The organism is Mycobacterium sp. NPDC050853, from assembly GCF_040653875.1.
Classification (GTDB): Bacteria; Actinomycetota; Actinomycetes; order Mycobacteriales; family Mycobacteriaceae; genus Mycobacterium.
Genome location: NZ_JBFAGW010000002.1, coordinates 375615 through 401991, shown reverse-complemented (window position 1 = coordinate 401991; position 26377 = coordinate 375615). Strand labels below are relative to the sequence as shown.

25 protein-coding genes and 1 tRNA gene are annotated in these 26377 nt (G+C 64.9%); 14 read left to right on the top strand and 12 right to left on the bottom strand.

Going from position 1 to position 26377, the window contains the following annotated elements; genetic code table 11:
• Positions 1 to 12 precede the first annotated feature (12 nt).
• From AB0H22_RS10255 to AB0H22_RS10245, 3 genes are read right to left on the bottom strand one after another with little or no spacing between them, the layout of a single operon-like run.
• Complete coding sequence (locus AB0H22_RS10255; protein WP_358146542.1) at positions 13 to 1467, bottom strand: neutral zinc metallopeptidase; 1455 nt, start codon at positions 1465 to 1467, stop codon at positions 13 to 15.
• Positions 1468 to 1517: 50 nt separating this feature from the next.
• Positions 1518 to 3737, bottom strand: a complete 2220-nt coding sequence (gene glgB / locus AB0H22_RS10250; protein ID WP_180751638.1) for a 1,4-alpha-glucan branching protein GlgB — start codon at positions 3735 to 3737, stop codon at positions 1518 to 1520.
• Positions 3734 to 5806: a maltotransferase domain-containing protein gene (locus AB0H22_RS10245; protein WP_358146541.1), complete on the bottom strand. Its 2073-nt coding sequence runs from the start codon at positions 5804 to 5806 to the stop codon at positions 3734 to 3736. The genes glgB and AB0H22_RS10245 overlap by 4 nt, the downstream gene beginning before the upstream one ends.
• 134 nt (positions 5807 to 5940) lie before the next feature.
• On the opposite strand from AB0H22_RS10245, the gene glgP reads away from it, so the two are divergent.
• Entirely contained in the window at positions 5941 to 8559 is a 2619-nt protein-coding gene (gene glgP / locus AB0H22_RS10240; protein ID WP_180751640.1) for an alpha-glucan family phosphorylase, read from the top strand.
• Between the two features lie 13 nt (positions 8560 to 8572).
• On the opposite strand, the gene AB0H22_RS10235 is transcribed toward glgP, so the two are convergent.
• From AB0H22_RS10235 to AB0H22_RS10215, 5 genes are read right to left on the bottom strand one after another with little or no spacing between them, the layout of a single operon-like run.
• Positions 8573 to 10030 (bottom strand): peptidase, encoded by a 1458-nt coding sequence (locus AB0H22_RS10235; protein WP_358146540.1) that lies wholly within the window; start codon positions 10028 to 10030, stop codon positions 8573 to 8575.
• Between the two features lie 19 nt (positions 10031 to 10049).
• Entirely contained in the window at positions 10050 to 12128 is a 2079-nt protein-coding gene (locus AB0H22_RS10230; protein ID WP_358146711.1) for an ATP-dependent DNA helicase, read from the bottom strand.
• Positions 12125 to 12679 (bottom strand): isochorismatase family protein, encoded by a 555-nt coding sequence (locus AB0H22_RS10225; protein ID WP_358146539.1) that lies wholly within the window; start codon positions 12677 to 12679, stop codon positions 12125 to 12127. The genes AB0H22_RS10230 and AB0H22_RS10225 overlap by 4 nt, the downstream gene beginning before the upstream one ends.
• Positions 12680 to 12704: 25 nt before the next feature.
• Positions 12705 to 13298 (bottom strand): TetR/AcrR family transcriptional regulator, encoded by a 594-nt coding sequence (locus AB0H22_RS10220; RefSeq protein ID WP_180751643.1) that lies wholly within the window; start codon positions 13296 to 13298, stop codon positions 12705 to 12707.
• A gap of 17 nt (positions 13299 to 13315) precedes the next feature.
• Positions 13316 to 14620 (bottom strand): nicotinate phosphoribosyltransferase, encoded by a 1305-nt coding sequence (locus tag AB0H22_RS10215; RefSeq protein WP_358146538.1) that lies wholly within the window; start codon positions 14618 to 14620, stop codon positions 13316 to 13318.
• A 105-nt stretch (positions 14621 to 14725) separates the two neighbouring features.
• On the opposite strand from AB0H22_RS10215, the gene clpS reads away from it, so the two are divergent.
• The 11 genes from clpS (at position 14726) to rdgB (ending at position 22204) form a co-directional block, all read left to right on the top strand.
• Positions 14726 to 15028 (top strand): ATP-dependent Clp protease adapter ClpS, encoded by a 303-nt coding sequence (gene clpS, locus AB0H22_RS10210; protein WP_180751645.1) that lies wholly within the window; start codon positions 14726 to 14728, stop codon positions 15026 to 15028.
• Between the two features lie 38 nt (positions 15029 to 15066).
• Positions 15067 to 15654 carry a DUF2017 domain-containing protein gene (locus AB0H22_RS10205; RefSeq protein ID WP_358146537.1) on the top strand — a complete coding sequence of 196 codons (588 nt, stop codon included), beginning with the start codon at positions 15067 to 15069 and terminating at the stop codon, positions 15652 to 15654.
• Positions 15651 to 16643, top strand: a complete 993-nt coding sequence (locus tag AB0H22_RS10200) for a P1 family peptidase (protein ID WP_358146536.1) — start codon at positions 15651 to 15653, stop codon at positions 16641 to 16643. The genes AB0H22_RS10205 and AB0H22_RS10200 overlap by 4 nt, the downstream gene beginning before the upstream one ends.
• A 19-nt stretch (positions 16644 to 16662) precedes the next feature.
• Positions 16663 to 17076: a M67 family metallopeptidase gene (locus AB0H22_RS10195; RefSeq protein ID WP_180751648.1), complete on the top strand. Its 414-nt coding sequence runs from the start codon at positions 16663 to 16665 to the stop codon at positions 17074 to 17076.
• Positions 17077 to 17108: 32 nt separating this feature from the next.
• Positions 17109 to 17381: a MoaD/ThiS family protein gene (locus AB0H22_RS10190; RefSeq protein ID WP_180751649.1), complete on the top strand. Its 273-nt coding sequence runs from the start codon at positions 17109 to 17111 to the stop codon at positions 17379 to 17381.
• 6 nt (positions 17382 to 17387) lie between these two features.
• Positions 17388 to 18362, top strand: coding sequence for a cysteine synthase (locus AB0H22_RS10185; protein ID WP_180751650.1), 975 nt, complete (start codon positions 17388 to 17390; stop codon positions 18360 to 18362).
• Positions 18359 to 19021 (top strand): rhomboid family intramembrane serine protease, encoded by a 663-nt coding sequence (locus AB0H22_RS10180; protein WP_358146535.1) that lies wholly within the window; start codon positions 18359 to 18361, stop codon positions 19019 to 19021. The genes AB0H22_RS10185 and AB0H22_RS10180 overlap by 4 nt, the downstream gene beginning before the upstream one ends.
• On the top strand, positions 19018 to 19872 hold the full coding sequence (gene murI, locus AB0H22_RS10175) for a glutamate racemase (RefSeq protein ID WP_180751652.1): 855 nt from the start codon (positions 19018 to 19020) through the stop codon (positions 19870 to 19872). Before AB0H22_RS10180 ends, murI begins: the two co-directional genes overlap by 4 nt.
• 41 nt (positions 19873 to 19913) lie before the next feature.
• Positions 19914 to 20675: a cyclic nucleotide-degrading phosphodiesterase gene (locus AB0H22_RS10170; protein WP_180751653.1), complete on the top strand. Its 762-nt coding sequence runs from the start codon at positions 19914 to 19916 to the stop codon at positions 20673 to 20675.
• Positions 20676 to 20793: 118 nt separating this feature from the next.
• Entirely contained in the window at positions 20794 to 21573 is a 780-nt protein-coding gene (rph, locus tag AB0H22_RS10165; RefSeq protein WP_180751654.1) for a ribonuclease PH, read from the top strand.
• Between the two features lie 10 nt (positions 21574 to 21583).
• Positions 21584 to 22204, top strand: coding sequence for an RdgB/HAM1 family non-canonical purine NTP pyrophosphatase (rdgB, locus tag AB0H22_RS10160; RefSeq protein WP_358146534.1), 621 nt, complete (start codon positions 21584 to 21586; stop codon positions 22202 to 22204).
• An 88-nt stretch (positions 22205 to 22292) separates the two neighbouring features.
• Here rdgB and AB0H22_RS10155 read toward each other — a convergent pair whose 3' ends face one another.
• The 4 genes from AB0H22_RS10155 to AB0H22_RS10140 form a co-directional block, all read right to left on the bottom strand.
• Positions 22293 to 23225, bottom strand: a complete 933-nt coding sequence (locus AB0H22_RS10155; protein ID WP_358146533.1) for an NADP-dependent oxidoreductase — start codon at positions 23223 to 23225, stop codon at positions 22293 to 22295.
• Between the two features lie 67 nt (positions 23226 to 23292).
• Positions 23293 to 23652, bottom strand: a complete 360-nt coding sequence (locus tag AB0H22_RS10150) for a DUF3817 domain-containing protein (protein ID WP_358146532.1) — start codon at positions 23650 to 23652, stop codon at positions 23293 to 23295.
• Entirely contained in the window at positions 23649 to 24017 is a 369-nt protein-coding gene (locus AB0H22_RS10145; protein WP_180751658.1) for a hypothetical protein, read from the bottom strand. Before AB0H22_RS10145 ends, AB0H22_RS10150 begins: the two co-directional genes overlap by 4 nt.
• A gap of 47 nt (positions 24018 to 24064) precedes the next feature.
• Complete coding sequence (locus AB0H22_RS10140; protein ID WP_358146531.1) at positions 24065 to 24283, bottom strand: hypothetical protein; 219 nt, start codon at positions 24281 to 24283, stop codon at positions 24065 to 24067.
• A 117-nt stretch (positions 24284 to 24400) separates the two neighbouring features.
• Between AB0H22_RS10140 and AB0H22_RS10135 the strand changes: the two genes are divergently transcribed.
• Positions 24401 to 24486: transfer RNA gene (locus tag AB0H22_RS10135), tRNA-Leu, on the top strand.
• A 53-nt stretch (positions 24487 to 24539) separates the two neighbouring features.
• Positions 24540 to 26339 (top strand): fatty acyl-AMP ligase, encoded by a 1800-nt coding sequence (locus tag AB0H22_RS10130; RefSeq protein ID WP_358146530.1) that lies wholly within the window; start codon positions 24540 to 24542, stop codon positions 26337 to 26339.
• Positions 26340 to 26377: the final 38 nt, after the last annotated feature.

The window sequence follows — 26377 nt, the reverse complement described above, 5'->3', positions numbered from 1 at the left end:
AGAAATCCGGGATTACGGGAAGCGCTTGGCGCACGTCTGGTCGTTGCCCAGCACGCCGATTCGATAGGCGTCGATACGGGAGAATCCGGCCGGAGCCGTCTCACCCTTCACGTCGCTGGAAGCCATACCGCTGGAGAGCAATTCGGAGACTGCCTCATCAAGGTCGCCGCCGGACAGGATGACCGGCGAGCGTGGGGTGACAATGCCCCTACCCGCGGCGCGCGAGGTGAAGTAGCCCGTCAGGCAGGCGGTGCGCAGCCCCGTCATGATGCCCTCGGTCTCCAGTCCGGCGGCCTTCTGGGCCGCCAGCGCGTATCGAGAGACGACAACGCTGAACGCCGAGTAGTCGCCGTTCACTTGCGCGGAGAACAGGGCGCGATCAGATGCGGGGGTCGCCATCTTCTGCAAGGCCTTCGGGTCCAGGGCAATTGTGTTGTCCTTGGGGCAGAACGAGGCAGGCGCCGTACCCGAACCATCGGAGCACTTCCCTTCGCCATAGACCGCCTTGGGCGGGTTGTCCATGGGGAAGACCTGTGCGGCGGCGGCCAACACGACGTCGATGGTGTCGGGGTTGACGGGCCAGTTGTCGCCGTTGGGCCCCACACCCAGGCCCTTGGGAAGCTCGCCCCGGCGTTTGAGGATCTCGCGGGAATCGATGCGCTTGCAGGCCATGGGGCCGTCGCCAAACCCGAACTGGAATGCCGAGACCCGTTCGAAGGCGGAACCGTGGATGGCCCACGCCTTACTGGTGTCGTTATCGCGGATCGCGATCATCGCTGCCATGACCTTGTTCAAGCCATCGGCGGTGTTCAGGGTGAATCGTGGCGAATCACCCTGAGTGACCCAGCGCAGATAGGACCCAGCGAAACAGTCGGCCTGTTGTTCCTGGTTGAGGTCCATGAGGTACTCGACGTCTTTTTTGCTGATCTTCGGATCGTCGATCGGGGTGATGAGCTGTGCGTGGTAGTGGATCGAGTGCCCGTACTCATGGGCCATGACGGTGTTCATGGCCATATCGCCCATCTGCTTGCGCAGGTAGGGGAACAGCTGACCGCGATCCCAGGCAAATGAGTTGTCCGCGAAGCAGAACGCGGCGTTGATGAAGTCGTTCAGGTCACCTCCGCAGAACTCGATATCGCTGTTGTCTTTGCGCGAGTCAACCGAGATGAGGCGGGACACGGGGCGGAAGTTGGCGAATGAATCACCGTAGAACTGTGTCCAGAATTCTTCGATATCGGCGAGCGATACCCGGACGTAGTTGTCGATCTCGCCGTTGTCGGTGTTCTGGATCTCGCGATTAGGGACCTGCACGCCGGGCTTCATGCCCGATGGGCCGTCGACGGCGGGCATACCGGCCACTCGCAGGGGATCGGCGTAGATCGACTGTGGTTGCCCACCGAGTGGTCGGCCACATGACGTGATCACCAGCACCAGGCCCACGAGCAGTGCCATCCACCGTTTGGACATCGAGCCTCCCCTAAATACGCGTGTCTGCGTTTAGCGCATCCTAATGTTTCCTACAGGTCCTCGGAGACGGGTTCCAGCCAGATGGCCGCGGCGGGCGGCAGTGCCAGCGTGGCCGAGGCGGGGCGGCCGTGCCAGGGGTTCGCCGATGCGATGACCTCGCCGAGATTCCCGACGCCAGTCCCGTGATATTGCAGCGCATCGGTGTTGATGACCTCACGCCAGCGTCCGGTGAGAGGCAGTCCCACCCGGTAGCTGCTGTGTTCGACACCCGCGAAATTGAAGATGCACGCCAGCACCGAGCCGTCGTCACCGAAGCGCAGGAAGCTCAGTACGTTGTTGGTCGAGTCGTTGGCATCGATCCACGAATACCCTTGGGGCGCGGTGTCCTGTGACCACAACGCGCGGCGCTGCTGGTATGTGGAATTCAGATCGGCCACCAGGGCCGCAATTCCCGGCGAGTACCCGTCCTCGCCCAGCTGGAACCAGTCGACACCGCGCTCATCGGACCATTCGGCGCGCTGCCCGAACTCCTGCCCCATGAACAGCAGCTGCTTTCCGGGATGCGCCCACATGTATGCCAGCAGGCAGCGGAGTCCGGCGGCTTTCGCATGGTCGTCCCCCGGGATTCGGGTCCACAGCGTGCCCTTGCCGTGCACCACCTCGTCATGGCTCACGGGCAGCACAAAATTCTCGCTGAACGCGTACAGCATCGAGAAGGTCATCTCGTGATGGTGGAAGCTGCGATGGATGGGATCGCGTCCCAGGTAGCCCAGGGTGTCGTGCATCCAGCCCATATTCCACTTCATGGAAAACCCAAGACCGCCAAGGCTTGTCGCCCGGGTGACGCCCGGCCAGGACGTGGATTCCTCGGCCACCGTCACGATCCCGGGATGCAGTTTGTGCACGGTGGCGTTCATTTCCTGCAGGAACTGCACCGCTTCGAGGTTCTCGCGCCCACCGTGGATATTGGGCGTCCAGCCGCCCTCGGGGCGCGAGTAGTCCAGGTAGAGCATCGACGCGACGGCATCCACTCGCAGCCCGTCGATATGGAACTGGTCGAGCCAGAACAGGGCGTTGGCGACCAGGAAGTTGCGGACCTCGGGACGTCCGAAGTCGAAAACATATGTGCCCCAGTCAAGTTGTTCGGCACGATGCGGATCGGCGTGTTCGTATAGGGGCGTCCCGTCGAAGCGGGCCAGCGCCCACGCGTCCTTTGGGAAATGTGCGGGCACCCAGTCGACGATGACGCCGATTCCGGCCTGGTGCAGCGCGTCGACCAGGTACCGAAAATCGTCGGGTGTGCCGAGTCGTGACGTGGGTGCGTAGTACGAGGTCACCTGGTAACCCCAGGATCCACCGAAGGGATGTTCGGCCACCGGCAGCAGCTCGACGTGGGTGAAACCTTGTGTCAGAACGTATTCAGTGAGTTCTTGGGCTAGCTGTCGGTAGGAGAGTCCCGGACGCCATGAGGCCAGGTGCACCTCGTAGGTGCTCATCGGCTCGAACACCGGATTGCGTGAGGGGCGCTGGGACATCCATGCGTCGTCCTCCCAGCAGTACGACGAGGTGGTGGCCCGCGATGCGGTGGCCGGTGGCAGCTCGGTTGCGAACGCGAAGGGGTCGGCGCGATCGGTCACCGCCCCGTCGGCGCCGTGCACGCGGAATTTATACAGTGCGCCAAGCGTCATGCCGGGCCAGAACAGCTCCCAGACTCCGGACGATCCCAGCGTTCGCATGGGTGCGTCATTGCCGTTCCACCCGTTGAAATCCCCGATCACCGAGACGCCGCCCGCGTTGGGTGCCCACACCGCAAAGGAGATGCCGCTGACCTCGCCGTCCGCGGTGACGAATGAGCGCGGGTGTGCACCGAGAATTTCCCAGAGCCGCTCGTGACGGCCCTCGTTGAACAGGTGCAGGTCCACCTCACCGAGCGTGGGCAGGAATCGATAGGCATCGGCGATCACTAGCGTGGTGCCGTCGTAGTCGACTTCGAGGCGGTAGTCGATGAGGTTCAGGAAAGGCAGTGCCACGCCGAACAGTCCCGACCCGAGATCGGTCATCGGATGGATTTCCTCGCCCACCACCGCGGCGGCCGCGGCGGCCCCGGGCTTGAATGCGCGAATGACGGTGTGTCCCTTACCGCCCGGATTCGGGTACTCGTGCGCGCCGAGGATCGAATGTGGGTTGTGATGGGTGCCTGCCACGAGTCTGGCGATATCGGCGGCGTCCGGTTTGAGGAAGAGCGGCGGTGCGCCGCTGCCCTTGATCACGGCCGGTACACCAGGTGCGCCCTGGCAGGTTCACGAACCTGCGGCAGGTTGAGAATGTGGGCGACGCCCTTGGAAGGATCGAGCCGCACGTAGTTGGCCTGACCCCAGCGATACTGCTCACCGGTGAGTTCGTCACGCACCCAGAACGTCTCGTGCCAGTCGAGACCGAGCGCAGAGAGATCGAGCCAGATCGTGCCCTCCTCGGGGCCGAACGGGTTGAGATTGACGACGACCAGCACCGCGTCACCGGTCACCGGGTCGAACTTGGAATACGCCACCAGAGCGTCATTCTCGATGTGATGGAAGGTGATGTTGCGCAGCTGGTGCAAGGCCGGGTGCAGCCGGCGGATCTCGTTGAGCCGAGTGATGAACGGCTCCAACGATTCGCCGCGCGCCACGGCACCCTTGTAGTCGCGCGGGCGTAGCTGGTATTTTTCCGAGTCCAGGTATTCCTCGCTACCCTCACGCAACGGAACATGTTCGTAGAGCTCGTATCCGGAGTACACACCCCAGGTGGGACTCAACGTGCCGGCCAGCACAGCGCGGATGGCGAACATGCCTGGCCCGCCGTGCTGCAGGCTGGCATGCAGAATGTCCGGGGTGTTGACGAAGAGGTTCGGGCGGGCCAAATCCGCCTGCGCGGCGATCTCCCTGCCGAAGTCGGCGATCTCGGATTTACCGGTGCGCCAGGTGAAATAGGTGTACGACTGGGTGAACCCCAGCCGGGCCAGGCCGTACAGCCGCGCCGGGCGAGTAAACGCCTCGGAGAGGAACAGCACATCGGGATCGGCCGCCTTGACCTCGGCGATGAGCCACTGCCAAAAATCGGGCGGTTTGGTGTGTGGATTGTCTACCCGGAATATCTTGACTCCGTGGGCAATCCAGTGCTGGACCACACGTAGTACCTCGGTGTACAGGCCCGCAGGATCGGTGTCGAAGTTCAGGGGATAGATGTCCTGGTACTTCTTGGGAGGGTTTTCTGCGTAGGCGATGGTGCCATCGGGGAGTTCGGTGAACCACTCGGGATGCGCGCCCACCCACGGATGATCCGGTGCGCATTGCAACGCCAAGTCCAGCGCCACCTCCAGACCCAGCTTGCCGGCGGTGTCCACGAACCGGTCGAAATCCTTGAGGGTACCGAGCTCTGGGTGGATCGCATCGTGGCCGCCGGCGGCGCTGCCGATGGCCCACGGCGAGCCGACCTCGCCGGGTTCGGCGATCGGATTGTTGTTGCGGCCCTTACGGTTTATCTCGCCGATCGGATGAATTGGCGGTAGGTACACCACGTCGAATCCCATCGCGGCAACCCGGGCGAGATCGGCGGCAGCCGTCGCGAGGGTGCCGTGCATGGGCCGACCGTCCGGTCCGACTCCACCGGTGGAACGCGGGAACAGCTCGTACCAGGAGCCATAGAGTGCACGTGGGCGGTCCACCCAGATGCCGTATTGCGTACCGCGGGTGAGTAGGTCGCGCAATGGGTACTCGTCAAGCAGCGCCTGCGCCTCACCGGAGAGCGCGTGTTGAAACCGTGCACCGGGATCGTCCTGGGTTCGCAGCACTTCCGCGGCATCCAGAAGCGGCTGGCGATGCTTGCGCGGCACCCCGGTCGCCGCACGCTCGAACAGCCGCGCACCGATCTCCAGATCGTTGGCCAATTCCGCGGCGCGCTGGCCGGCCTCCAGCTTGGCCTGGACGTTATGACGCCAGGTTCCGATCGGGTCACCCCACCCGTCGACCCGGAAGGTCCACAGTCCCTCCCGATCCGGGACGAAGCTGGCGTGAAAACGATCGAGTGCCCCGCCCGGCTGCATCTGGACGTGCAGCGGCTTGATCCGAGTCGCGCTCTTGTCCTTGTCGCGAGGGGCCGAGATTCGGCGCAACGGACCCTCCGCGAGTTGCGGATAGGTGGGACCCAGACAGCGCAGTACCAGGGTCGCGGCTACGGCCTCGTGGCCTTCCCGCCAGACGGTGGCGGCCACGGGCAAGACCTCGCCCACGACGGCCTTGGCCGGATAGCGTCCACCCGAGATGACGGGGCCGACATCGTCGATGCCTATACGTCCGGTCACCACGTCCACCGTAGTAGACAGGGCCTTGCGGCGTGGTGTCGAACATGGTGTGGAAACCGACGTCGACAAGGCGTGGCGGTGTGGAATGACCGCAGGGCATGCGCACGACCAAAATCTCAGTAAGGTTCTGAAGGGTGAAAGCCCTTCGTCGATTCACGGTTCGCGCCCATCTACCGGAGCGGTTAGCGGTGCTGGGCGAGTTATCGAACAACTTGCGCTGGTCATGGCACCAGCCGACCCGGGACCTCTTCGCCGATATCGACCACCGGCTGTGGGAACAGACCAATCACGACCCGGTGGCCTTGATGGGATCGGTCCCGGCGCAGCGGTTGGACGAGCTGGCGGCTGATGACGGCTTCGTCGACAGAGTGGCCGCCCTCGCGGCAGATCTCCACGATTACCTGAACCGGCCGATGTGGTACCAGCGTCAGCTGGAGCGCGGGCGAGAAGATGCGGCGGGCACGTCCGACTTTCCCGCCGCGATCGGCTACTTCTCGATGGAGTTCGGCGTCTCCGAGGTGCTGCCCAACTACTCGGGCGGTTTGGGCATCCTGGCCGGCGACCATCTCAAGGCCGCGTCCGATCTGGGGCTTCCGCTCATTGCGGTGGGACTGCACTACCGGTCGGGGTACTTCCGGCAGTCCCTGACCGCCGACGGCTGGCAGACCGAGCAGTATCCGTTGGTCGACCCGGCAGGCTTACCGTTGCGGCTGCTGGCGCACGAGGACGGCACCCCGATCCTCATCACCGTGCCGATGCCGCAGGACCGGGTGCTCTCGGCCCGCATTTGGATTGCCCAGGTGGGTCGGATTCCGTTGCTGCTCTTGGATTCCGATATCGCCGAGAACGATCGGGAACTGCGCTACGTCACCGACCGGCTCTACGGCGGCGACCAAGATCACCGCATCAAACAGGAAATCCTGGCCGGTATCGGCGGCGTGCGCGCCATCCGCGCCTATGTCGCCTCGACCGGTGCGTCGGCCCCTGAGGTTTTCCACACGAATGAGGGGCATGCGGGCTTCCTCGGTCTGGAGCGCATCCGCGAGTACATCGGACAGCACGGGCTGGATGTCGAGACGGCACTGACGGTCGTGCGGTCCAGCACCGTATTCACCACGCATACACCGGTTCCCGCCGGTATCGACCGATTCCCCGTCGATCTGGTGCGCCGATACTTCGGTGAGTCCGGTGATTCCACCTTGCTGCCCGGTGTGCCGGTGGACCGTATCCTCGCGCTGGGCGCCGAGGACGATCCGTCCACCTTCAACATGGCACACATGGGCCTGCGACTGGCGCAGCGTGCCAACGGCGTATCGCTGCTGCACGGCCAGGTGAGTCGGTCGATGTTCAACGGACTATGGCCGTCATTTGATGCCGCAGAGGTCCCCATCGGATCGATCACCAACGGTGTGCACGCGCCCACCTGGGCGGCTCCGCAGTGGCTGGAGCTAGGGCAGCAGCTTGTCGGCGCCGAGGCGTTCAACGATGCCAGCGGATGGGAGCGTATCCACGAGGTGGACCCCGGCCACATCTGGTGGATACGGTCGCAGCTTCGTGCTCAGCTGATCGAGGACGTGCGTCGGCGGATACGTGCTTCGTGGCTGCAACGCGGTGCGGCCGAGGCCGAGTTGGGCTGGGTGGACAGCGCTTTCGATCCGACAGTGCTGACCATCGGGTTCGCGCGCCGGGTGCCGACATACAAGCGGCTCACCCTTATGCTGCGTGACCCCGACAGGCTGCGCGAGCTATTGCTCGACGAGAAGCATCCGGTTCAGCTCATCGTCGCCGGTAAGTCGCATCCCGCCGATGACGGAGGCAAGGGGCTCATCCAGCAGATCGTCAGATTCGCCGATCAGGCCGATGTGCGACACCGCATCACGTTCCTGCCCGACTACGACATGTCGATGGCGCGCTACCTGTATTTCGGCTGCGATGTGTGGCTCAACAATCCGTTGCGCCCACTGGAGGCTTGCGGCACCTCGGGGATGAAGAGCGCGCTCAACGGCGGGCTCAACCTGTCCATCCGCGATGGTTGGTGGGACGAGTGGTACGACGGCGAAAACGGTTGGGAGATACCGACGGCCGATGGCGTCACCGATGACGCCCGACGCGATGACCTGGAGGCCGCGGCACTCTACGAGCTATTGGCGCAGAAAGTGGCGCCCAAGTTCTACGAACGCGATGAGCACGGCACGCCGCAGCGGTGGGTCGAGATGGTTCGCCACACCCTGGAAAAGTTGGGTCCAAAGGTGTTGGCATCCAGGATGGTTCGCGATTACACCGTTGGCTACTACGCTCCCGCGGCCAAGTCGTTGCGCGCCACGGTCGGTTCCGGCGATTCGTTCGCCCCGGCCAAGGAGTTGGCGCGCTATCGGGAGCGGGTACAGCAGGTGTGGCCGTCGCTGGTCATCACCGAGGTCGACAGTTCGGGCCTGCCGGATACCCCGCTGCTGGGATCGCAGCTGACGCTCACCGCGTCGGTTCAGTTGTCCGGTCTGGCCCCGTCGGAGGTCGCCGTTCAGGCGGTGATTGGACGAGTTGACCTGGACGACAAGCTCTCCGAAGCGGTGAACATTCCGATGACACATACCGGTAGCCGTGGCGGTGGGGTCGAGACCTTCTCCACCACCACCACGTTGCCGGTATCCGGGTCCGTGGGGTACACGGTGCGGGTGCTTCCGCACCATCCGCTGCTGGCCGGGGATGGTGAGCTGGGTCTGGCGGTACTGGCCGCCAGCGACCTGGAGCACTAGGTTCTGAACGCGATCAGCCGTAGCGCTTGAGGCAGCGGTCGGTCGACCCGGCCACTCCGTCGCGGAAGGCATCGATCCGGGAGAAGCCCGCCGGGATGGTGGTTCCGTTGACATCACTGGCGGCCACCCCGTTGGTCAGTAGTCCGGATACCGCCTCGTCGAGGTCGCCGGCGGCGAGCACCATCGGGTTCGGCTCCTGGGTGGGTGTGGTGGTTTTGGCCATCGCCGCCGACGCGACTCCCGTCAGGCAGGCGGTGCGTAATGCGCTCTGCCCGTTGTCGAGCGGTAGTCCGTGTTGATGCTCGACGGCCAACGCATAGCGCGAGATGACCATCGAGTATGCGGTGAAATCGCCGGTGATCTGTCCCTGATCGTGGCTGGGCCGGGCTAGTTGGGCCAGTCGCGGTAGATCGAGAGCCACGGTGTTGGAGTCTGGGCAGTACACCACCGCAGGCGACTCGGCGCGGTGGCCGGGCTCATCACATGCGGCCCCCGACACCGAGAGACGTGGCGCCGCTGTGTTTCCCTCAGGTGCGTAGATCGCCCTGAGCACCGTCATCAGTGTGCGCAAGGTATCGACGGTGACGGGCATGCCTCCGGACTCGCCGGACGGCAAGTTGACCGGGAGCCCGCCGCGACGCTTGGCGATCTCTGCCATGTCGATCCGGGTGCATTCCGCTGCACCGTCGACGAATCCGCGCTGGAATGCCGACACCCGCTCGAATGCGGATCCGTGCGCGTCGACGGTATCGCCGGCCTCGATCGGGTCGTCCCGGAAGGCGATGAGCGCCGCGATGACATGGTTGAGACCGTTGCCGGTGCTCAGCGTGAAACGCGGTGAGCTGCCCTGCGCCACCCACCGCAGGTAAGTTCCGGCGAGGCAGTCGGCCATCTGCTCACCGACCAGCGTCGGCGTCCCGGAGTCAACCATCTCTGATTGGTGTGCGACGGCGTGCCCGTACTCGTGGGCCAGCGTCATGGGTACCGCCATGGACCCGAACATGCGCTCCAGCCTTGGCAGTAGCACGCCGCGGTCCCAGCCGAGGGCATTCTGGCTGATGCAGTACCCGGCATTGTCGAAGCCGGCGGTGGGGTTGTTGCAGAATTCCGTCCCGTCGGGGCCGATGCTATCCCAGGAGATCAACGATTCGACCGGATGGAACTTGGCCCAGAAGGTCTTGGGATAGGCCTCTTGCCAGAAGTCCTCGATGTCGGCGATCGCGTTGACCGCGAGCCGGTCCATCTCGCCGCCGTCGGTGCCGTGCACGGCCCTGTCGGCCGGTTTGGGATGTGGACGCAGCCCGGAAGGACCGTCGACGGCCGGAAGCCCGGCGATTTGGTAAGCGTTGCCGAGCTGCGAAACCGGGGAGCCGTCAACGGCATTCGCACACGCCGACAGCACGAGGACCAAGACGGCACCGCAGGCCAGGATTACCTTCGGCGCGGAGTACCACCTGACCGGAATCGACATGGCCGTCTCTCTGTCGTGGCTATCCCTGTGTGCGGGAACCCTTGCCAGCATATGTCGCTTTATGCTCCGTCATCAGGCGTTGCAGCGCCGCGGTGACCACCGACAAATCGTGCGTCGTCCAGAACGGGGGCAGCGATGCACGCAGAAATCCGCCGTAACCCGCCGTTGCCATCCGTGAATCGAGCACCGCGACAACGCCTCTGTCCTGCGCGCTGCGCAGCAGCCGTCCGGTGCCCTGAGCCAGCAGTAGCGCCGCCTGGGTGCCCGCCACCGCCATGAACCCATTGCCTCCGCGCGCACTGATCGCGCGCTGCCGGGCCGCCCGCAGCGGATCGTCGGGGCGAGGGAACGGGATTCGGTCGATGAGAACGAGTGATAGCGAGGGGCCGGGCACGTCGACGCCCTGCCACAGCGAGAGGGTGCCGAACAATGAGGCTTCGGGGTCGGCGCTGAATTGTTCGACCAGAACCGATGTTGCGTCGTCGCCTTGGCACAACACTGGGGTGTCGAGCCTGGTGCGCATCTCCTCGGATGCTTCCTTGGCGGCGCGCATCGAGGAGAACAGCCCCAGGGTGCGTCCGCCCGCCGCCCGCACGAGGGTCTCGATCTCATCGAGAGTCGCCGCACCCAGGCCGTCGCGGCCGGGGGCGGGAAGGTGTCGTGCGAGGTAGAGGATCGCGGACTTCTCGTGCTGAAAAGGTGACCCGACATCGATGCCGTGCCAGGTGGCCTTGGCCTCGGTAGCGGTCTCTGTGCTGGGTTCTCGGGCGGGCAGTCCCCACGAGGCGGCCATCGTGTCGAACTTCCCACCGAGAGCCAGGGTGGCGGAGGTGAGGATGACGGTGCGCTGGCCGAAGAGCCTGGTGCGCAGCAGCCCGGCTACCGACAATGGGGCGATCCGCAGCACGGGCCGCACCGAGCCTCGGTTGTCCTCATGATCGAGCCACACCACGTTGGGTCGCACCGTGATCTCCGGTTCGGCCCAGCAGGCCAGCACCAGGGAGGCGGTATCGACGATATCATCCAGTGCGGCAACCGCTTCCGTACGTGCTGCGGCGGTCGCCGGGTCTGTGGATTGGCCCGTCGGTATGTCGGTCCGCGCCGCTGCCGCGGCATCGCGCAGCGCGGTCAGGTACGTGACGGTCTCCTCGTCTGCGCGGTCGATGGTTCCCGGCCTGCTGTCGTGGATCAGCGAGGAGAATGTCGCAGAGCTCGCCTCGAATCGGCTCGCCGTCTCGGGAGCAACCAGCCGGGCGATGCGCCGGATGGTCACGGTGAGCCCGACGGCGGAAAGCTCTTGGGTGGCAACGCTCGTCACTCGGTCGACGAGGTCGTGTGCCTCGTCGACGATTACCGCGTCATGCTCGGGCAGGATGTTCATATCGGCGATGGCGTCGATGGCCAGCAGTGCGTGGTTGGTGACCACCACATCGGACTGTCCGGCCTCGAGCCGGGCCAACTCGGCGAAGCACTCGGTGCCGAACGGGCACCGAGTGGCACCCAGGCATTCGCGTGCCGACACGCTGACCTGCGACCAGGAACGTTCGGGGACACCGGGTTTGAGTTCATCCCGATCTCCGGTCTTGGTGGCATCCGCCCAGGTGTTGAGCCGCTGTACATCGCGGCCCAGCGCGCTGGCGGCGAAGGGCTCGAAGAGAGTGTCGGGAGCCTCCTGGTCGGATGCACCACCGTTGTGCAATTTGTTGAGGCACAGGTAATTTCCTCGCCCCTTGAGTATCGCGAACCTGGGCTTACGAGGCAGCGAAGGTGTCAACGCTTCGGCAAGCCGGGGCAGATCGCGATCCACGAGCTGGCGCTGCAGGGCGATGGTAGCCGTCGAGACTACGACCGGGGATGACTCCTCGATTGCGTGGGCAATTGCAGGCACCAGATACGCCAGGGACTTGCCGGTGCCGGTGCCGGCCTGGACCACTAAATGCTCACCGCTGAGCAGGGAGTGTTCCACGGCGGTGGCCATGGTGGACTGTCCGGCGCGTTCGGTGCCGCCGAGCGCGGCGACAGCAGTGGCAAGGAGACCAGACGCCGGGTTGGATGAGCCGCTCGCGCGAAGACCATTGAGTTTGGATGAGCCGCTCAGGTGATCACCTCGACGCCGGCGCCCCCGAGCTCATCCAGGGCGCGACCCACCGATTCTTCGGCAATGCCAACGGAATACGCGGTGAGTACGCGTGTATTGAGCCCTGCACCGGCCGCGTCGCGGGCGGTGGCGGCCACGCAGTAATCGGTGGCGATACCCACTACGTCAACGCTGTCCAGATCTCGGGAGCGTAGCCACGGCGCCAGTGCGGTGCCATCCGCGGAGACGCCCTCGAAGCCGGAATATGCGGCGGCATACGCTCCTTTGGAGAACACCTCCTCGACGATGGCGAGATTCAGATCGGGATGAAAGTCGGCGCCGGGCGTGCCGACCCGACAGTGCGGGGGCCAGCTCGTCACAAAGTCCGGTTCCTTCGAGAAGTGGTTGCCGGGGTCGACGTGAAAGTCGCGAGTGGCGACCACCGCGTCATAGCTGCCGGAGTTGGTGAGGCCGTTGAGCGTCCGGGCCAGTGCCGCACCGCCGGGCACCGCCAAGGAGCCGCCTTCGCAGAAGTCGTTCTGCACGTCGACCACGATAAGTGCCCTGCCCATGGACCGACCGTACCTCTGTTGGTGCTCAGTCGAAGATTGTCGACACGTGGCGGCCCATGCGGGATATGTAGTCGATGAGCTCATCGCGAGTGATGGCCAGATCACCGCGTAGATAGTCGATGATGGCGCCCGACGCGGCACCGACGAGCGATACCGACAGGAACCGGCGTCGTCCCGGATCGTCGATATCGACCAGTGCCTTCTCGGCGAGCGAGGCGAAGGCCATCGAACCCGCAAACCCGATACTGCCGAGTATCGGCTCGGTGAAGGGAGCCAGCATCATGATGCGTCCGTACGTCGGGTTGTCGACTGTCGCTCCGATGAAGGTCTCCACCGCACGGGTCTCTGGATCGTCACCATCCACGGTGAATTCGGTGACGACACGCATCACGGATTCGAGAACGTCCTGGTACACCGCGCGCACAAAGTCGTCGCGGTCACCGAACTCCTCGTAGAAATTACGTTCCGACACACCGGAAGATCGGCACACGGTACGGATGGTCAGAGCTGGGCCGTCGACGGCGCCGAGCGCGGCGATACCCGCGTCGAGCAGTGCGCGTCGACGCGTCGCCCGACGCTCATCGGGAGTGGTTCCCGCCCATTGCCTTCTGGCCGCCATGTGACCTCCGGCAGGAATTATCCCATCAGTCGGGTGGTGATCGCAGGATCCCCGTGGGAAAGGCCGAGTCCCTCCCAGGGCAGGCTCAGCAGTCCGGCTCGTACGCGCCCCCTGGCGGCTTCGAGTGTGTCGGCCGAGACCGACGTGCCGCTGCGCACCAGTGGAACGGTGAGCGTCCGGTGTGGCTCGTTTATCACCGGCCCGCTCGTGGCCGCGCGGTACACCACCTCTTCGGTGATGGTGCCGGTTGGTTTGGCGGTGCGCAGGGCGCACTTGCGACCTCCGTGGGATTCCTTATGGCTGCTGCGCTTAGCCACCGGGATGCCGTCGATTTCGACAAGCTTGTAGACCATGCCGGCCGTCGGCATTCCCGAGCCGGTTACCACCGAGGTGCCTACCCCGTAGATGTCGACGGGCTCGGCGCGCAGCGCCGCGATGGAGTACTCGTCGAGGTCGCCGGAGACGACGATGCGGGTTCGGTGTGCGCCCAACCCGTCGAGCTGTGCACGCACCTGACGGGCCAGCATGCCCAGATCGCCCGAATCGATACGCACGGCCCCGAGCTCGGGGCCTGCGACGGCGATGGCGTTCTCGACACCGGTGGTGATGTCGTAGGTGTCCACTAGCAGGGTGGTGCCGATACCGAGCGCCTCTACCTGGGCGCGGAATGCTTCGCGTTCGGCCTCGCTGGGGCTCATACCTTCCTGGGCGTGCAGCAGGGTGAAGGCGTGTGCGGCAGTGCCCCGGGCAGGCACCCCGTATCGGCGCTGCGCCTCCAGATTGGAGGTCGACTCGAATCCTGCGAGATAGGCGGCGCGGGCACAGGCCACCGCGGCGAGCTCATGGGTGCGCCGCGACCCCATCTCGATGAGCGGGCGGTCCGAAGCCGCGGACACCATCCGGGCGGCGGCCGAGGCGACGGCGCTGTCGTGGTTCAGGATCGACAATGTCAGGGTTTCGAGAATGACGCATTCGGCGAAGGTTCCGCGCACGGTCAGCACCGGGGACCCGGGGAAGTAGAGCTCGCCCTCAGGGTAGCCGTCGATATCGCCACCGAATCGATACGCGGTGAGGTACTCGAGTGCGTCGTTGTCCAGAAAATCGGACAGCGACCTCAGCTCTTCGGGTCCGAATCGGAACTCGCCGAGTGCGTCGAGTAACCGACCTGTGCCCGCGACCACGCCGTACCGGCGTCCGTCCGGGAGCCTTCTGGCGAACACTTCGAAGGTGGCTCGGCGTCCCGCGGTGCCATCGCTCAGGGCCGCGGCGAGCATCGTGAGCTCGTACTTGTCGGTGAGCAATGACGTAGACATATGCCCCATGGGCGCAACGTTAGCGGGATATCCGGGTCCGTGACCGGCCCCCAGGCGCCGTCGAAACTCCGAACTCCATGCTGACAGACTCAGCGGTCCCGGTATTCTGGGCCTATGGGTGCGCCGGCGCGAGCCTTGCCAGGGACTACAGCGGAGCGGTCCGTCGAGCATGTCGACGCGACCCAGTCGCCGTGGGTCACCATCGTCTGGGACGACCCGGTAAACCTGATGAACTATGTCGCCTACGTGTTCCAGCAGCTGTTCGGCTACAGCGAGACCGAGGCGACCAATCTGATGCTGCAGGTACATCACGAGGGCAAGGCGGTGGTGTCATGCGGCGCTCGCGAGTCGATGGAGATCGACGTCAGCAAGCTGCATTCCGCGGGCCTGTGGGCCACGCTGCAGCAGGACCGATGATCGTGCACCAAGAGATAGCGGCGAGGTAGCGCAGACCTGTGCGAAAGTGGAAGCGCATCAACGCCTCCGATGAAATTCGGCTGCGTTCGGAAATTGAGCCGCACGAGGCGGCGCTCTTGCAGTCCATGGTCACATCCATGTTGGCGATGTTGGATGAGCGCGAATCATCAGCTCCCAGTGACGAATTGGAGCAACTGACGGGTATTCGCACGGGCAACACCGCGGCCCCCACCGATGTCACACTGGGGCGGCTGCTTCCGGACTTTCACCGACCTGATCAGGACGGCACCAGCAGCATCGAGGTGGTCAGCGGACTCAACAGCGCGCTGCGCAGCCTGTACGAGCCGGAGATCATCGACGCCAAACGCGAGGCCGGGCAACAGCTGTTGCGGACACTTCCGGTCGAAGGTGGGCGGTTTGAGCTGTCCGAAGAGGATGCGCAGGCGTGGTTGACCGCGCTGAATGACGTGCGGTTGGCGCTCGGCGCGATGCTGGGGATCGACAGCGACGGGCCGCGAGAACTGCCCACAGACGATCCGATGGCCGGGCATATGGACATCTATCACTGGCTCACCGTCATGCAGGAGCTGCTGGTACTCGCGTTGATGGGGAAATCAGCGGTATGAGCCTGTTCTCTGGGGCGATCACCGACGTTCCGGGAATTCTGGTCGGGCATCACCAGCGGGTGGATCCCGATGCCACCCTGGGATCGGGATGGGCCACCGGCACCACCGTCGTATTGGCACCACCCGGGACCACGGGCGCCGTCGACGTGCGAGGGGGAGCTCCGGGAACGCGCGAATCCGATCTGCTCGACCCGGCGAACACGGTCTCGACCGTCGATGCCGTCATGCTCACCGGGGGAAGTGCCTACGGATTGGCGGCTGCCGACGGTGTGATGCGCTGGCTGGAGGAACGGGGCAGGGGAGTCGCACTATTGGGTGGCACCGTGCCCATCGTGCCGGGGGCCGTCATCTTCGATCTGCCGGTGGGCGCTTGGAAGAACCGGCCCGATGCCGAATTCGGTTACCGTGCAGCTGAACTCGCTAGCGATACGCCGGAATGGGGTGCAGTGGGCGCCGGTGCCGGAGCACGGGCGGGCACCCTCAAAGGGGGCGTTGGATCGTCTAGCGCGGATCTCGGCAATGGAATCATCGTCGGCGCCGTCGTCGTCGCTAATCCCGTTGGACTGGTGATCAATCCGGCGACCGGTCTGCCCTGGAGCCCTGAGTCCGCACCCGAGCTGAGCGTGCCCCCGGTCGGCGAGGTCGAGAAGCTGGGGGGCCTGCCCGACAAATCGGTGTCGTTGAACACCACCATCGGTGTGGTGGCCACCAACGCCCCGCTGAGCAAGGCGCAGTGCCGTCGCGTGGCCATCGCAGCCCACGACGGGTTGGCTCGGGCCATCAGACCGGCGCACACCCCGATGGACGGGGACACGCTGTACGTACTCGCGACAGGCACGGGCGACGGTGATCCCGATGCTCTGACCGTCGCGGTGGGGATCGCCGCCGCCGAGTGTGTCGAGCGGGCCGTGGTGCGTGCGGTGGTGGGCGCCGCGAGCGTCGCCGGAATACCCGCATATCGTGACGTGTTGCCTGGAGCGTTTTCTTGATAGTCCGGAAGGGGTGCTAGTGCTGGTAATCCGTGCCGACCTGGTCGACGCCATGGTGACGCACGCCCGTGCCGACCACCCCGATGAGGCATGCGGCGTGCTGGCGGGCCCGGAGGGCTCCGATCGCCCCGAGCGGCACGTGGCGATGCTCAATGCGGAGCGGTCCCCGACTTTTTATCGCTTTGATTCCGGTGAGCAGCTTCGGGTTTGGCGGGAAATGGATGATGCCGACGAGGTGCCCGTGGTGATCTATCACTCGCATACCGCGACCGAGGCCTACCCCAGCCGCACCGATATCAACCTGGCCGCCGAGCCCGATGCCCACTACGTCCTGGTGTCCACCCGCGATCCTGAGCAGCACGAGCTGCGCAGCTATCGGATCGCCGACGGGGTGGTCACCGAAGAGGACATTTCCGTTGTCGAGCAGTACTAAAGAGCAGTACGAGAATTAAGGAGATGTCCGCCGTGTCGATTCAAGTATCGATTCCCACCATCCTGCGCACCCATACCGGTGGCGAGAAGCGGGTCCCCGCAACGGGTTCTACCCTGCAGGCGGTGATCGCGGATCTGGAGTCCAACTACTCCGGGATCTCCGAGCGACTCGTCGACGGCGGCAAGCTGCACCGCTTCGTCAACATCTACGTCAACGACGAAGATGTGCGGTTCTCGGGTGGGCTGGACACCGAGATCGCCGACGGCGATTCGGTCACCATCCTGCCTGCCGTAGCAGGTGGCTAGCGGCGCATGACCCGCTATGATTCGCTGCTGCAGTCACTGGGGAACACCCCGCTGGTCGGGCTGCAGAACCTGTCCCCTCGGTGGGATTCGGACGGTGACGATGCCCCCCACGTGCGTCTCTGGGCCAAGCTGGAGGACCGCAATCCGACCGGATCCATCAAGGACCGGCCGGCGTTGCGCATGATTGAACAGGCTGAACGGGACGGGCTGTTGGAACCCGGGGCGACGATCCTGGAACCCACCAGCGGCAACACCGGTATCTCGATGGCGATGGCCGCGCAGCTCAAGGGCTACAAGATGATCTGCGTGATGCCGGAGAACACCTCCATCGAGCGGCGCCAGCTGCTCGAGCTCTACGGTGCCCGGATCATCTTCTCCGCGGCCGAAGGTGGCTCCAATACCGCTGTCGCTACAGCCAAAGAGATTGCCGCACAAAACCCTTCGTGGGTGATGCTGTACCAGTACGGCAACCCTGCCAACGCCGATGCGCACTATTACGGCACCGGCCCGGAGATTTTGGCCGACCTGCCGGAGATCACTCATTTCGTCGCCGGGCTCGGGACCACCGGCACCTTGATGGGCACGGGACGGTTCCTGCGCGAGAAGGTGCCGGGTGTGCTGATCGTCGCCGCCGAACCGCGCTACGGCGAGGGTGTCTATGCACTGCGCAATATCGACGAGGGCTTCATCCCCGAGCTGTACGACCCCGAGGTACTGACCACCCGCTTCTCGGTCGGATCGTTCGACGCGGTGCGTCGCACCCGCGAGCTGGTCCAGGTCGAAGGCATCTTCGCGGGCATTTCGACCGGCGCGATCCTGCACGCGGCACTCGGCATGGCCGCTAAGGCCGTCAAGGCCGGGGAGCGCGCCGATATCGCGTTCGTGGTGGCCGATGCGGGCTGGAAGTACCTGTCGACCGGCGCCTACGCCGGTACCGTGGATGACGCAGAGGACGCGTTGGAAGGGCAGTTGTGGGCATGACGGGATATGGCGGCGGCCCCGAGGGATACCGCCCTGCCAACCCCGATCAGCGGTCCGGACGTCCGCAATGGGTCACCGGAGGAATTCTGGTGGCCGCCTTCGTCGCGCTGCTGTACGTCGTTGAGGGCATCGATTCGGTCACCGGACACCGCCTCGACGAGAACGGCATCCGGCCCCTGGAGGTCGACGGACTCGACGGCATCCTCTTCGCGCCGCTGCTGCACGCCAACTGGGGGCACCTGGTTGCCAACACGGTGCCCGCGCTCGTGCTGGGTTTCCTGGCCGCCGCGGCCGGGCTCGGACGCTTTCTGCTGGCTACCGCCATCATCTGGGTGCTCGGCGGTGTGGGGACATGGTTCATCGGCAATCTCGGCTCGCCCTACGAGACCAACCACATCGGGGCGTCGGGACTGATCTTCGGCTGGCTCACCTATGTGATCGTCAGAGGGTTCTTCAACCGCAGCGTCGGGCAGATCCTCATCGGCGTCGTCGTGATCATCATTTACGGCGGGGTGTTGTGGGGTGTGCTGCCCGGACAGTTCGGGGTGTCCTGGCAGGGCCATCTGAGTGGGGCCATCGCCGGCGTGCTTGCGGCCTACTGGCTGTCCGGTAGGGAACGTAAGGCGCGGGAGGGTTCGCCACCGAGGTTGACGACGTGACACTTCCGAGCGCCCCGATTGGGATCTTCGATTCGGGGGTCGGGGGACTGACCGTTGCGCGGGCCGTCATCGATCAGCTGCCCGATGAGGACATCGTCTACGTCGGAGATACCGGCAATGGGCCGTACGGTCCGCTGACCATTCCGGAGATTCGCAAGCATGCGCTGGCCATCGGCGACGACCTCGTCGATCGCGGGGTGAAAGCCCTGGTTATCGCGTGTAATACGGCATCGGCGGCATGCCTGCGCGACGCCCGTGAACGCTATGCCCCGGTGCCGGTGATCGAGGTGGTGCTGCCTGCCGTGCGGCGGGCCGTGCACACCACGCACAACAACAAGATCGGCGTCATCGGCACCGAGGCGACCATCGCATCGGGTGCGTACCAGGATGCCTTCGCGGCCGCGCGCGACACGGAGATTACGGCGGTGGCGTGTCCACGTTTCGTCGATTTCGTCGAACGCGGCATCACCAGCGGCCGACAGGTACTGCAGCTTGCCGAGGGGTATCTGGAGCCGCTGCAGCGGGCGCAGGTGGATACCGTGGTGCTGGGCTGCACCCACTATCCGTTGCTGTCCGGGCTGATCCAGCTCGCTATGGGCGAGGACGTCACGTTGGTGTCCAGCGCCGAGGAAACCGCCAAGGACCTGCTGCGGGTTCTGTCGGAGAGGGATCTACTGCGGCCGCATCCGGATAACCCGAGTGCCTCGCGTCCGAACCGCGTTTTCGAGGCAACCGGCGACCCGGATGCATTCCGCGCCCTAGCGACCCGATTCCTCGGCCCGGCTGTGACGGCAGTGCAAACTCGAGCTAGCGGTGTTCCGGGTTACACCGAAATTGCAACACCTCTCTAACCCTCTGCCGAGACGCTTGCCCGGCGTGGCAAGCTAGGGCTGTGCGAGTCACCGTGCTCGGCTGTTCAGGCAGCGTCACCGGACCGGATTCCCCGGCGTCTGGTTACCTCCTGACGGCACCGGATGCGCCACCGTTGGTCATCGACTTCGGTGGTGGTGTCTTGGGCTCTCTGCAACGCTTCGCCGATCCCGGATCCGTCAGCGTTCTGCTTTCACACCTGCATGCCGACCACTGCCTAGATCTGCCCGGTCTGTTCGTGTGGCGTCGCTATCACCCGAATCCACCCAAGGGCAAGGCCATCATGTACGGGCCTGCCGACACGCTCGTTCGGGTGGGAGCTGCTTCCGCCGAGATCGGGGGTGAGGTGGACGATTTCACCGATATCTTCGACATCTTCCACTGGATCGAGGGCGAGCCCGTCGAGTTCGGATCGCTCACTGTGACCCCCACCAGAGTGGCGCACCCGCCCGAGTCGTACGGGCTGCGCGTGCAGGATGCCTCGGGTGCGGTGCTGGCGTACAGCGGGGATACGGGCATATGCGATGCCGCGGTCGAATTGGCACGCGATGCGGACGTGTTCCTGTGCGAGGCGTCGTGGACGCATATGCCGGGACACCGTCCACCGGACCTGCACCTGTCGGGTACCGAGGCCGGTCAGATCGCCGCCCGGGCGGGTGTGAAGGAACTGCTCCTGACCCACATCCCGCCGTGGACTTCGCGTGAGGATGTCATCGCGGAGGCCAAGTCGGTGTTCGACGGACCGGTCCGGGCCGTGGTCGCCGGCGAGACCATCGACCTGTAGTTCTGGAGGGCACTCTCGCCTTTCCCGTCGCGCGTGAGCAGCAGCGCTCACCCTCGGCGCAATCACCCACATCGCCGCTCACACTCGACGCGGCGACGGAGAAGATAAGGTCGAAGGCGTGTCCAGAAGAGAAGACGGCAGACAAGACGACGAACTGCGCCCGGTGACCATCACGCGGGGATTCACCGCACATCCGGCGGGTTCGGTGCTCATCGAGTTCGGCGGGACGCGGGTGATGTGCACCGCCAGCGCGACCGAGGGTGTGCCGCGTTGGCGGAAAGGTTCCGGACTTGGTTGGCTGACAGCCGAATACGCGATGCTGCCGGCCTCGACTCATACCCGCAGCGATCGTGAATCGGTCAAGGGACGCGTGGGTGGCCGCACACAGGAGATCAGCCGCCTGATCGGACGCTCGCTTCGGGCGTGTATCGACTTATCGGCATTGGGGGAGAACACCATTGCCATCGACTGCGATGTGTTGCAGGCCGACGGCGGTACCCGCACCGCGGCGATCACCGGCGCTTACGTGGCACTGGCCGATGCGGTGACGTACTTGGCCGCACACGGCAAGCTGGCCGATGACGAGCCGCTGTCGTGCGCGATCGCCGCCGTGAGCGTCGGCGTGGTGGACGGTCGGGTGCGTGTCGACCTTCCGTACGAAGAGGATTCGCGCGCCGAGGTAGACATGAATGTGGTGGCCACCGACACCGGCACGCTGGTGGAGGTGCAGGGCACCGGTGAGGGCGCCACCTTCCCGCGTTCGACGTTGGACAAGCTGCTCGACGCGGCGGTGGGTGCTGCCGACCAGCTGTTCGTGTTACAAAAGGAAGCGCTGGCGTTGCCGTACCCGGGGGTTCTGCCGGACGCACCACAGAAGAAGGCATTCGGTTCGAAGTAGGCGGGGGGCCATGAAAATACTTGTCGCAAGCCGTAACTCGAAGAAGCTTCGCGAGCTTGAACGAGTGCTCACAGCTGCCGGAGTTTTCGGTGTCGAGCTGGTGTCGCTAGCCGATGTACCTGCCTATGAGGAAGTACCCGAGACCGGGGCCAGCTTCGAGGACAACGCGCTGATCAAGGCGCGTGAGGGGGTGCGCCATACCGGATTGGCCTGTGTCGCGGATGATTCCGGGATAGCCGTAGACGCATTGAACTGGATGCCCGGTGTGCTTTCGGCACGGTGGTCCGGCCGTCATGGTGATGATGCCGCCAACACCGCGCTGCTACTTGCACAGCTTTCCGAGGTACCCGACGATCGTCGCGGTGCGGCGTTCGTATCGGCGTGTGCGCTGGTGACGCCGGAGGGCGAAGAGGTCGTCGTCGAAGGGCGCTGGAAGGGTTCGGTCGCGCGGCAACCCGCGGGGGAGAACGGCTTCGGATACGACCCCATCTTTGTTCCGCGCGGTGGCATTCGGACGGCGGCGGAGATGACGCCCGAGGAAAAGGATGCGGTATCGCATCGCGGGCGAGCGCTCGCGGCGCTGCTGCCGATGCTGCGCAACTTCGTCGCGCTGGGTCGCACTGCACCCTGACTTCTTTTCCGCCATCTTTCCGGCGAGCAGACACTTAGTGCACGCGTCACCTGAGATCTGCGTGCACTAAGCGTCTGCTCGCGGGCGTTTACGGAACCAGCAGGATCTTTCCGCGGGCGTGGCCGGTCTGTACGTACTCGTGTGCCTGCCTGGCTTCGGCCAACGGGAAGGTGCGATCGATGGTGACATCGAGCTCACCGTTGCCGGCCAGACGGATCAGTTCAGGGCGGGCGGCGAGGCGGATCTCGGTGCCGGCGTCGGGGCCGACGCCGCCGAGCGCCTTGAAGCCATCGGTTGCGGCGCGGGCGAATCCTGCGATGGTGGCGATTCGGTCCTTGTCCGACACCAGGGCCAGGGAGACATCTGCGGCCTCGTCGGTGCCGACGAGATCGAGGGCGACGTCTACCGGCCCGATGGCGGTGACTCGCTCGAGGAGGCCAGGACCGTATTCGACGGGGATCGCGCCGTAGCCGCGCAGCTGCTCGTGTCGGGCGGGACTTGCGGTGGCGATCACCTTGGCGCCGCGGGCCTTGGCGAGCTGGATGGCGAGCAGGCCGACGCCCCCGGCGGCGCCGTGAATGAGCACGGTGTCGCCTTCGGTGACATTGGTGGCTTCCAACAGGTGGACCGCGGTCTGCCCGGTGAGGAGGAACCCAGCAGCTTCGGCGAACGACAAATTCGCCGGCTTTCTGAACACCTCGTCCGCCGAGGCGATGATCTGAGCGGCGTAGCCGCCGATCTGCCCGGCGGCGATGACCTCATCGCCGGGCTGGAGCCCGTCGACACCCGGTCCGACGGCGGCGACCGTTCCGGACACCTCGAGGCCGAGGCGCATCGGAAGCGCGGACGGGTCGGTGCCGAAGGCCCCGGAGTACAGCTTCCAGTCGATGGGATTGACTCCCGCGGCCTTGACGTCGACAAGCACCTGGCCTTCGGCGGGGCCGTCGATCGGCGCCTCGCGGAGTTCGAGGACATCGGGTGCACCATAAGCGGTGGCGACAACTACATGTGTGGTGGTCATACCGCTATCAAACCCGCACCCTGATGTCAGTATTCCTGACATCAGGGATCTTTTTGCGGCTACAGGCCTATAGACCGAACTGCTGCTTGACCTGCTGAGTGCGGTAGTGCTCGACGATGAAGCCGAGTAGCGGGATGGTGCCCGCCAGGAGGGTGCCGGCAGTGCGGGGCCACGGCCAGCGGACCTTGATCGCCAGGTCGGTGGTGAAGATCAGGTACACGAAGTAGATCCACCCGTGCACGATCCCTATCCAGCTCGGCGGATGCGGCACGTGCTCAATGTATTTGAGCCACATCTCCCAGCAGAGAGCGATCAGCCAGACACCGGTGGTCCACGCCAGGATGCGGTAGCGCCACAGTGCGCTACGGATCTTTTCGACCGGCGTGGTGACGGCGGGCGTGTCGGACGTGGCTTCTTGCTCGGTCACGAGGCGGGATTCCTATCTTGTTCGGTCAGGGCGGCGAGGTAGGCGTTGTACTCGGTGAGCGTGCGGTCGGTGGGGTCCGGTTTCGCTGCTGCGGGCCGATCGGGGAGCAAGCCCTCCGGAATTTCGGTGACCAGGTCGGCCGGCGGCGGGGGCGGGCCCTCGTCCTCGTACTGGACGAAGCGGCGGTACGCGTAGATCACAAACACTGCGAAGAGCGGCCATTGCAGTGCGTAACCGAGGTTCTGGCCGTCTCCTGACACCGATTCGAAGCGCTGGAACTGCCACCACGCCAGGCCGAGGAAGGCGACCGCGCTGACGGCGACCAGCACGATGAGTGCGGGCCTCCGACGCCGTGTAGTGGACACCCTCTGACGGTACCGCGTGAGGTCGATGGAGATGCCAATGCCCCTGGTCAGCGCTTCGGTCCGATGAACTCGTCGAGACGTGCGGTGGCCACCTTGCGGTAGATGGAGGCGACGTACTTGGTCGATCGCGTCCAGGGGATACCGAGGTGGTCGAGGGCGGCGGTGAAGTGGTATCGGACGCTGGTGACACCACGATCGTTCGCGACGACTCGGCATCCGTCGCTGTGGATCAGGCCGCGAATGAAATCCTCGGTGGCTTGATCCACGAGATGTTGCTGCCAGCGTTCGAGGGCGATCTTCCGTGAATTGGAGTAGTGGGATGGCAGCTGACAATTCGAACGTAACCGGGGCCACTGACAGCCGCGAGGTATGATCGGAGCCCTGCGGGCGTGGCGAAATGGCAGCCGCGCGGGCTTTAGGTGCCCGTGTTCGAAAGAACGTGTGGGTTCGACTCCCTCCGCCCGCACCACTTGGTCTTGTTGGCCACCGAAGTGTCATCGCTAACCGCCCTAGACTGAAAACATGTCTGTCCCTGACGGTTTGCTTCGTATCGAGGATTGCCTCGACGCCGATGGAAACATCGGTCTACCGCCCGGTACCACGCTGATCGCCCTCATCGACCGGAACATCAGAAACGTCGGGGACACCGTCGCGTATCGCTACCTCGATTTCACCGGTTCGGAAGACGGGCAGGCCATCGAGCTCACCTGGTCAGAGCTCGGGCTCCGTCTGCGGGCCGTCGCCGCGGAGGTGCAGAAGACCATCGAACGCGGAGAACGCGTCGCCATCCTGGCCCCACAGGGCCTCGACTACATCGTGGGCTTCTTCGCTGCGATCAAGGCCGGCGGCATCGCAGTGCCGCTCTTCGCGCCAGAGCTGCCCGGCCACGCCGAACGCCTCGACACGGCGCTAAGGGACTGCACGCCGACAACCATCGTCACCACATCTACCGTCCGGGATGCCGTGCAACAGTTCCTCGGCAGCCTGAAAGATATTGAAACGCCGCAGATCGTGGTCATCGACGAGATACCCGACGAAGCGGGAGAGACCTTCGAATACGTCCACCTCGTCGATGATGACGTGTCACACCTGCAGTACACATCGGGTGCCACCCGCCCGCCGGTCGGCGTGGAGATCACCCATCGCGCCGTTGGCGTCAACCTGACACAGATGATCCTGTCCATCGACCTGCTGGACCGAAACACCCACGGCTGCAGCTGGTTGCCGCTCTACCACGATATGGGCCTGTCGATGATCGGCTTCCCGACCGTCTACGGCGGCCACTCCACCCTCATGTCGCCGACGGCATTCATTCGCCGCCCGCAACGCTGGATCAAGGCGCTCTCCGATGGCTGTAAGGAGGGCCGCGTGATCACCGCCGCTCCGAATTTCGCCTACGAATACACCGCACAGCGCGGTGTGCCTGAGGCGGGCGCAGATATCGACCTCGGCAGCGTGGTCATGATCATCGGTTCCGAGCCGGTGAGTATCGACGCCATCCGTACATTCGAAAAAGCCTTTGCGCCCTTCGGACTACCGTCGACCGCCTTCAAACCCTCGTACGGTATCGCCGAGGCGGTTCTGTTCATCTCCAATATCGCCCCAGATGCCGAGCCCTCCGTCGTGCACCTCGACCGCGGGCAGCTCGCCGAAGGCCGTGCGGTGCCAACGACCGCCGATGCACCCAACGCGTCCACCCATGTGTCCTGTGGCCAACTTGCCCGCAGCCTCCACGGCGTCGTCGTGGACCCCATCACCGAGACCGAACTTCCGGACGGTCATATCGGGGAAATCTGGTTGCAGGGCAACAACGTTGGGCGCGGATATTGGGGGCGCCCCGAAGATACCGAGAGAGCGTTCCACGCCCGGCTAGGCGGGACAGCCCCGAAAAGTCATGCAGCTAAGGCCAATGCCGACGGCGATTGGCTGCGCACCGGCGATATGGGCTTCTACCTGGACGGCGAGTTGTACATCACCGGCCGCTTCGCCGACCACATCACCATCGACGGCCAGAGTCACTACCCGCAAGACATCGAGGCCACTGTCGCCGACGCCTCGCCGATCGTGCGCCGCGGATACGTCACCGCGTTCACCGTCGACGAAGGTCTGGTCATCGTCGCCGAGCGCGCCTCGCGTACCGCCAAGGCCGACCCGCAGGAAGCCGTGGACGCTATCCGGGCCGCAGTCGACGCCGAGTACGGGCTAGAACCCTCCGACGTGCGACTGCTGCCCGCAGGAGCCATCCCGCGCACCACCAGTGGAAAGCTGGCACGAAGGGCCTGCCGCCTCCAGTACCTGGATGACGCCCTGGGCACCCACTGAGACCCCAGCTAACTCATTTGCCTCATTTGTCCCACGTC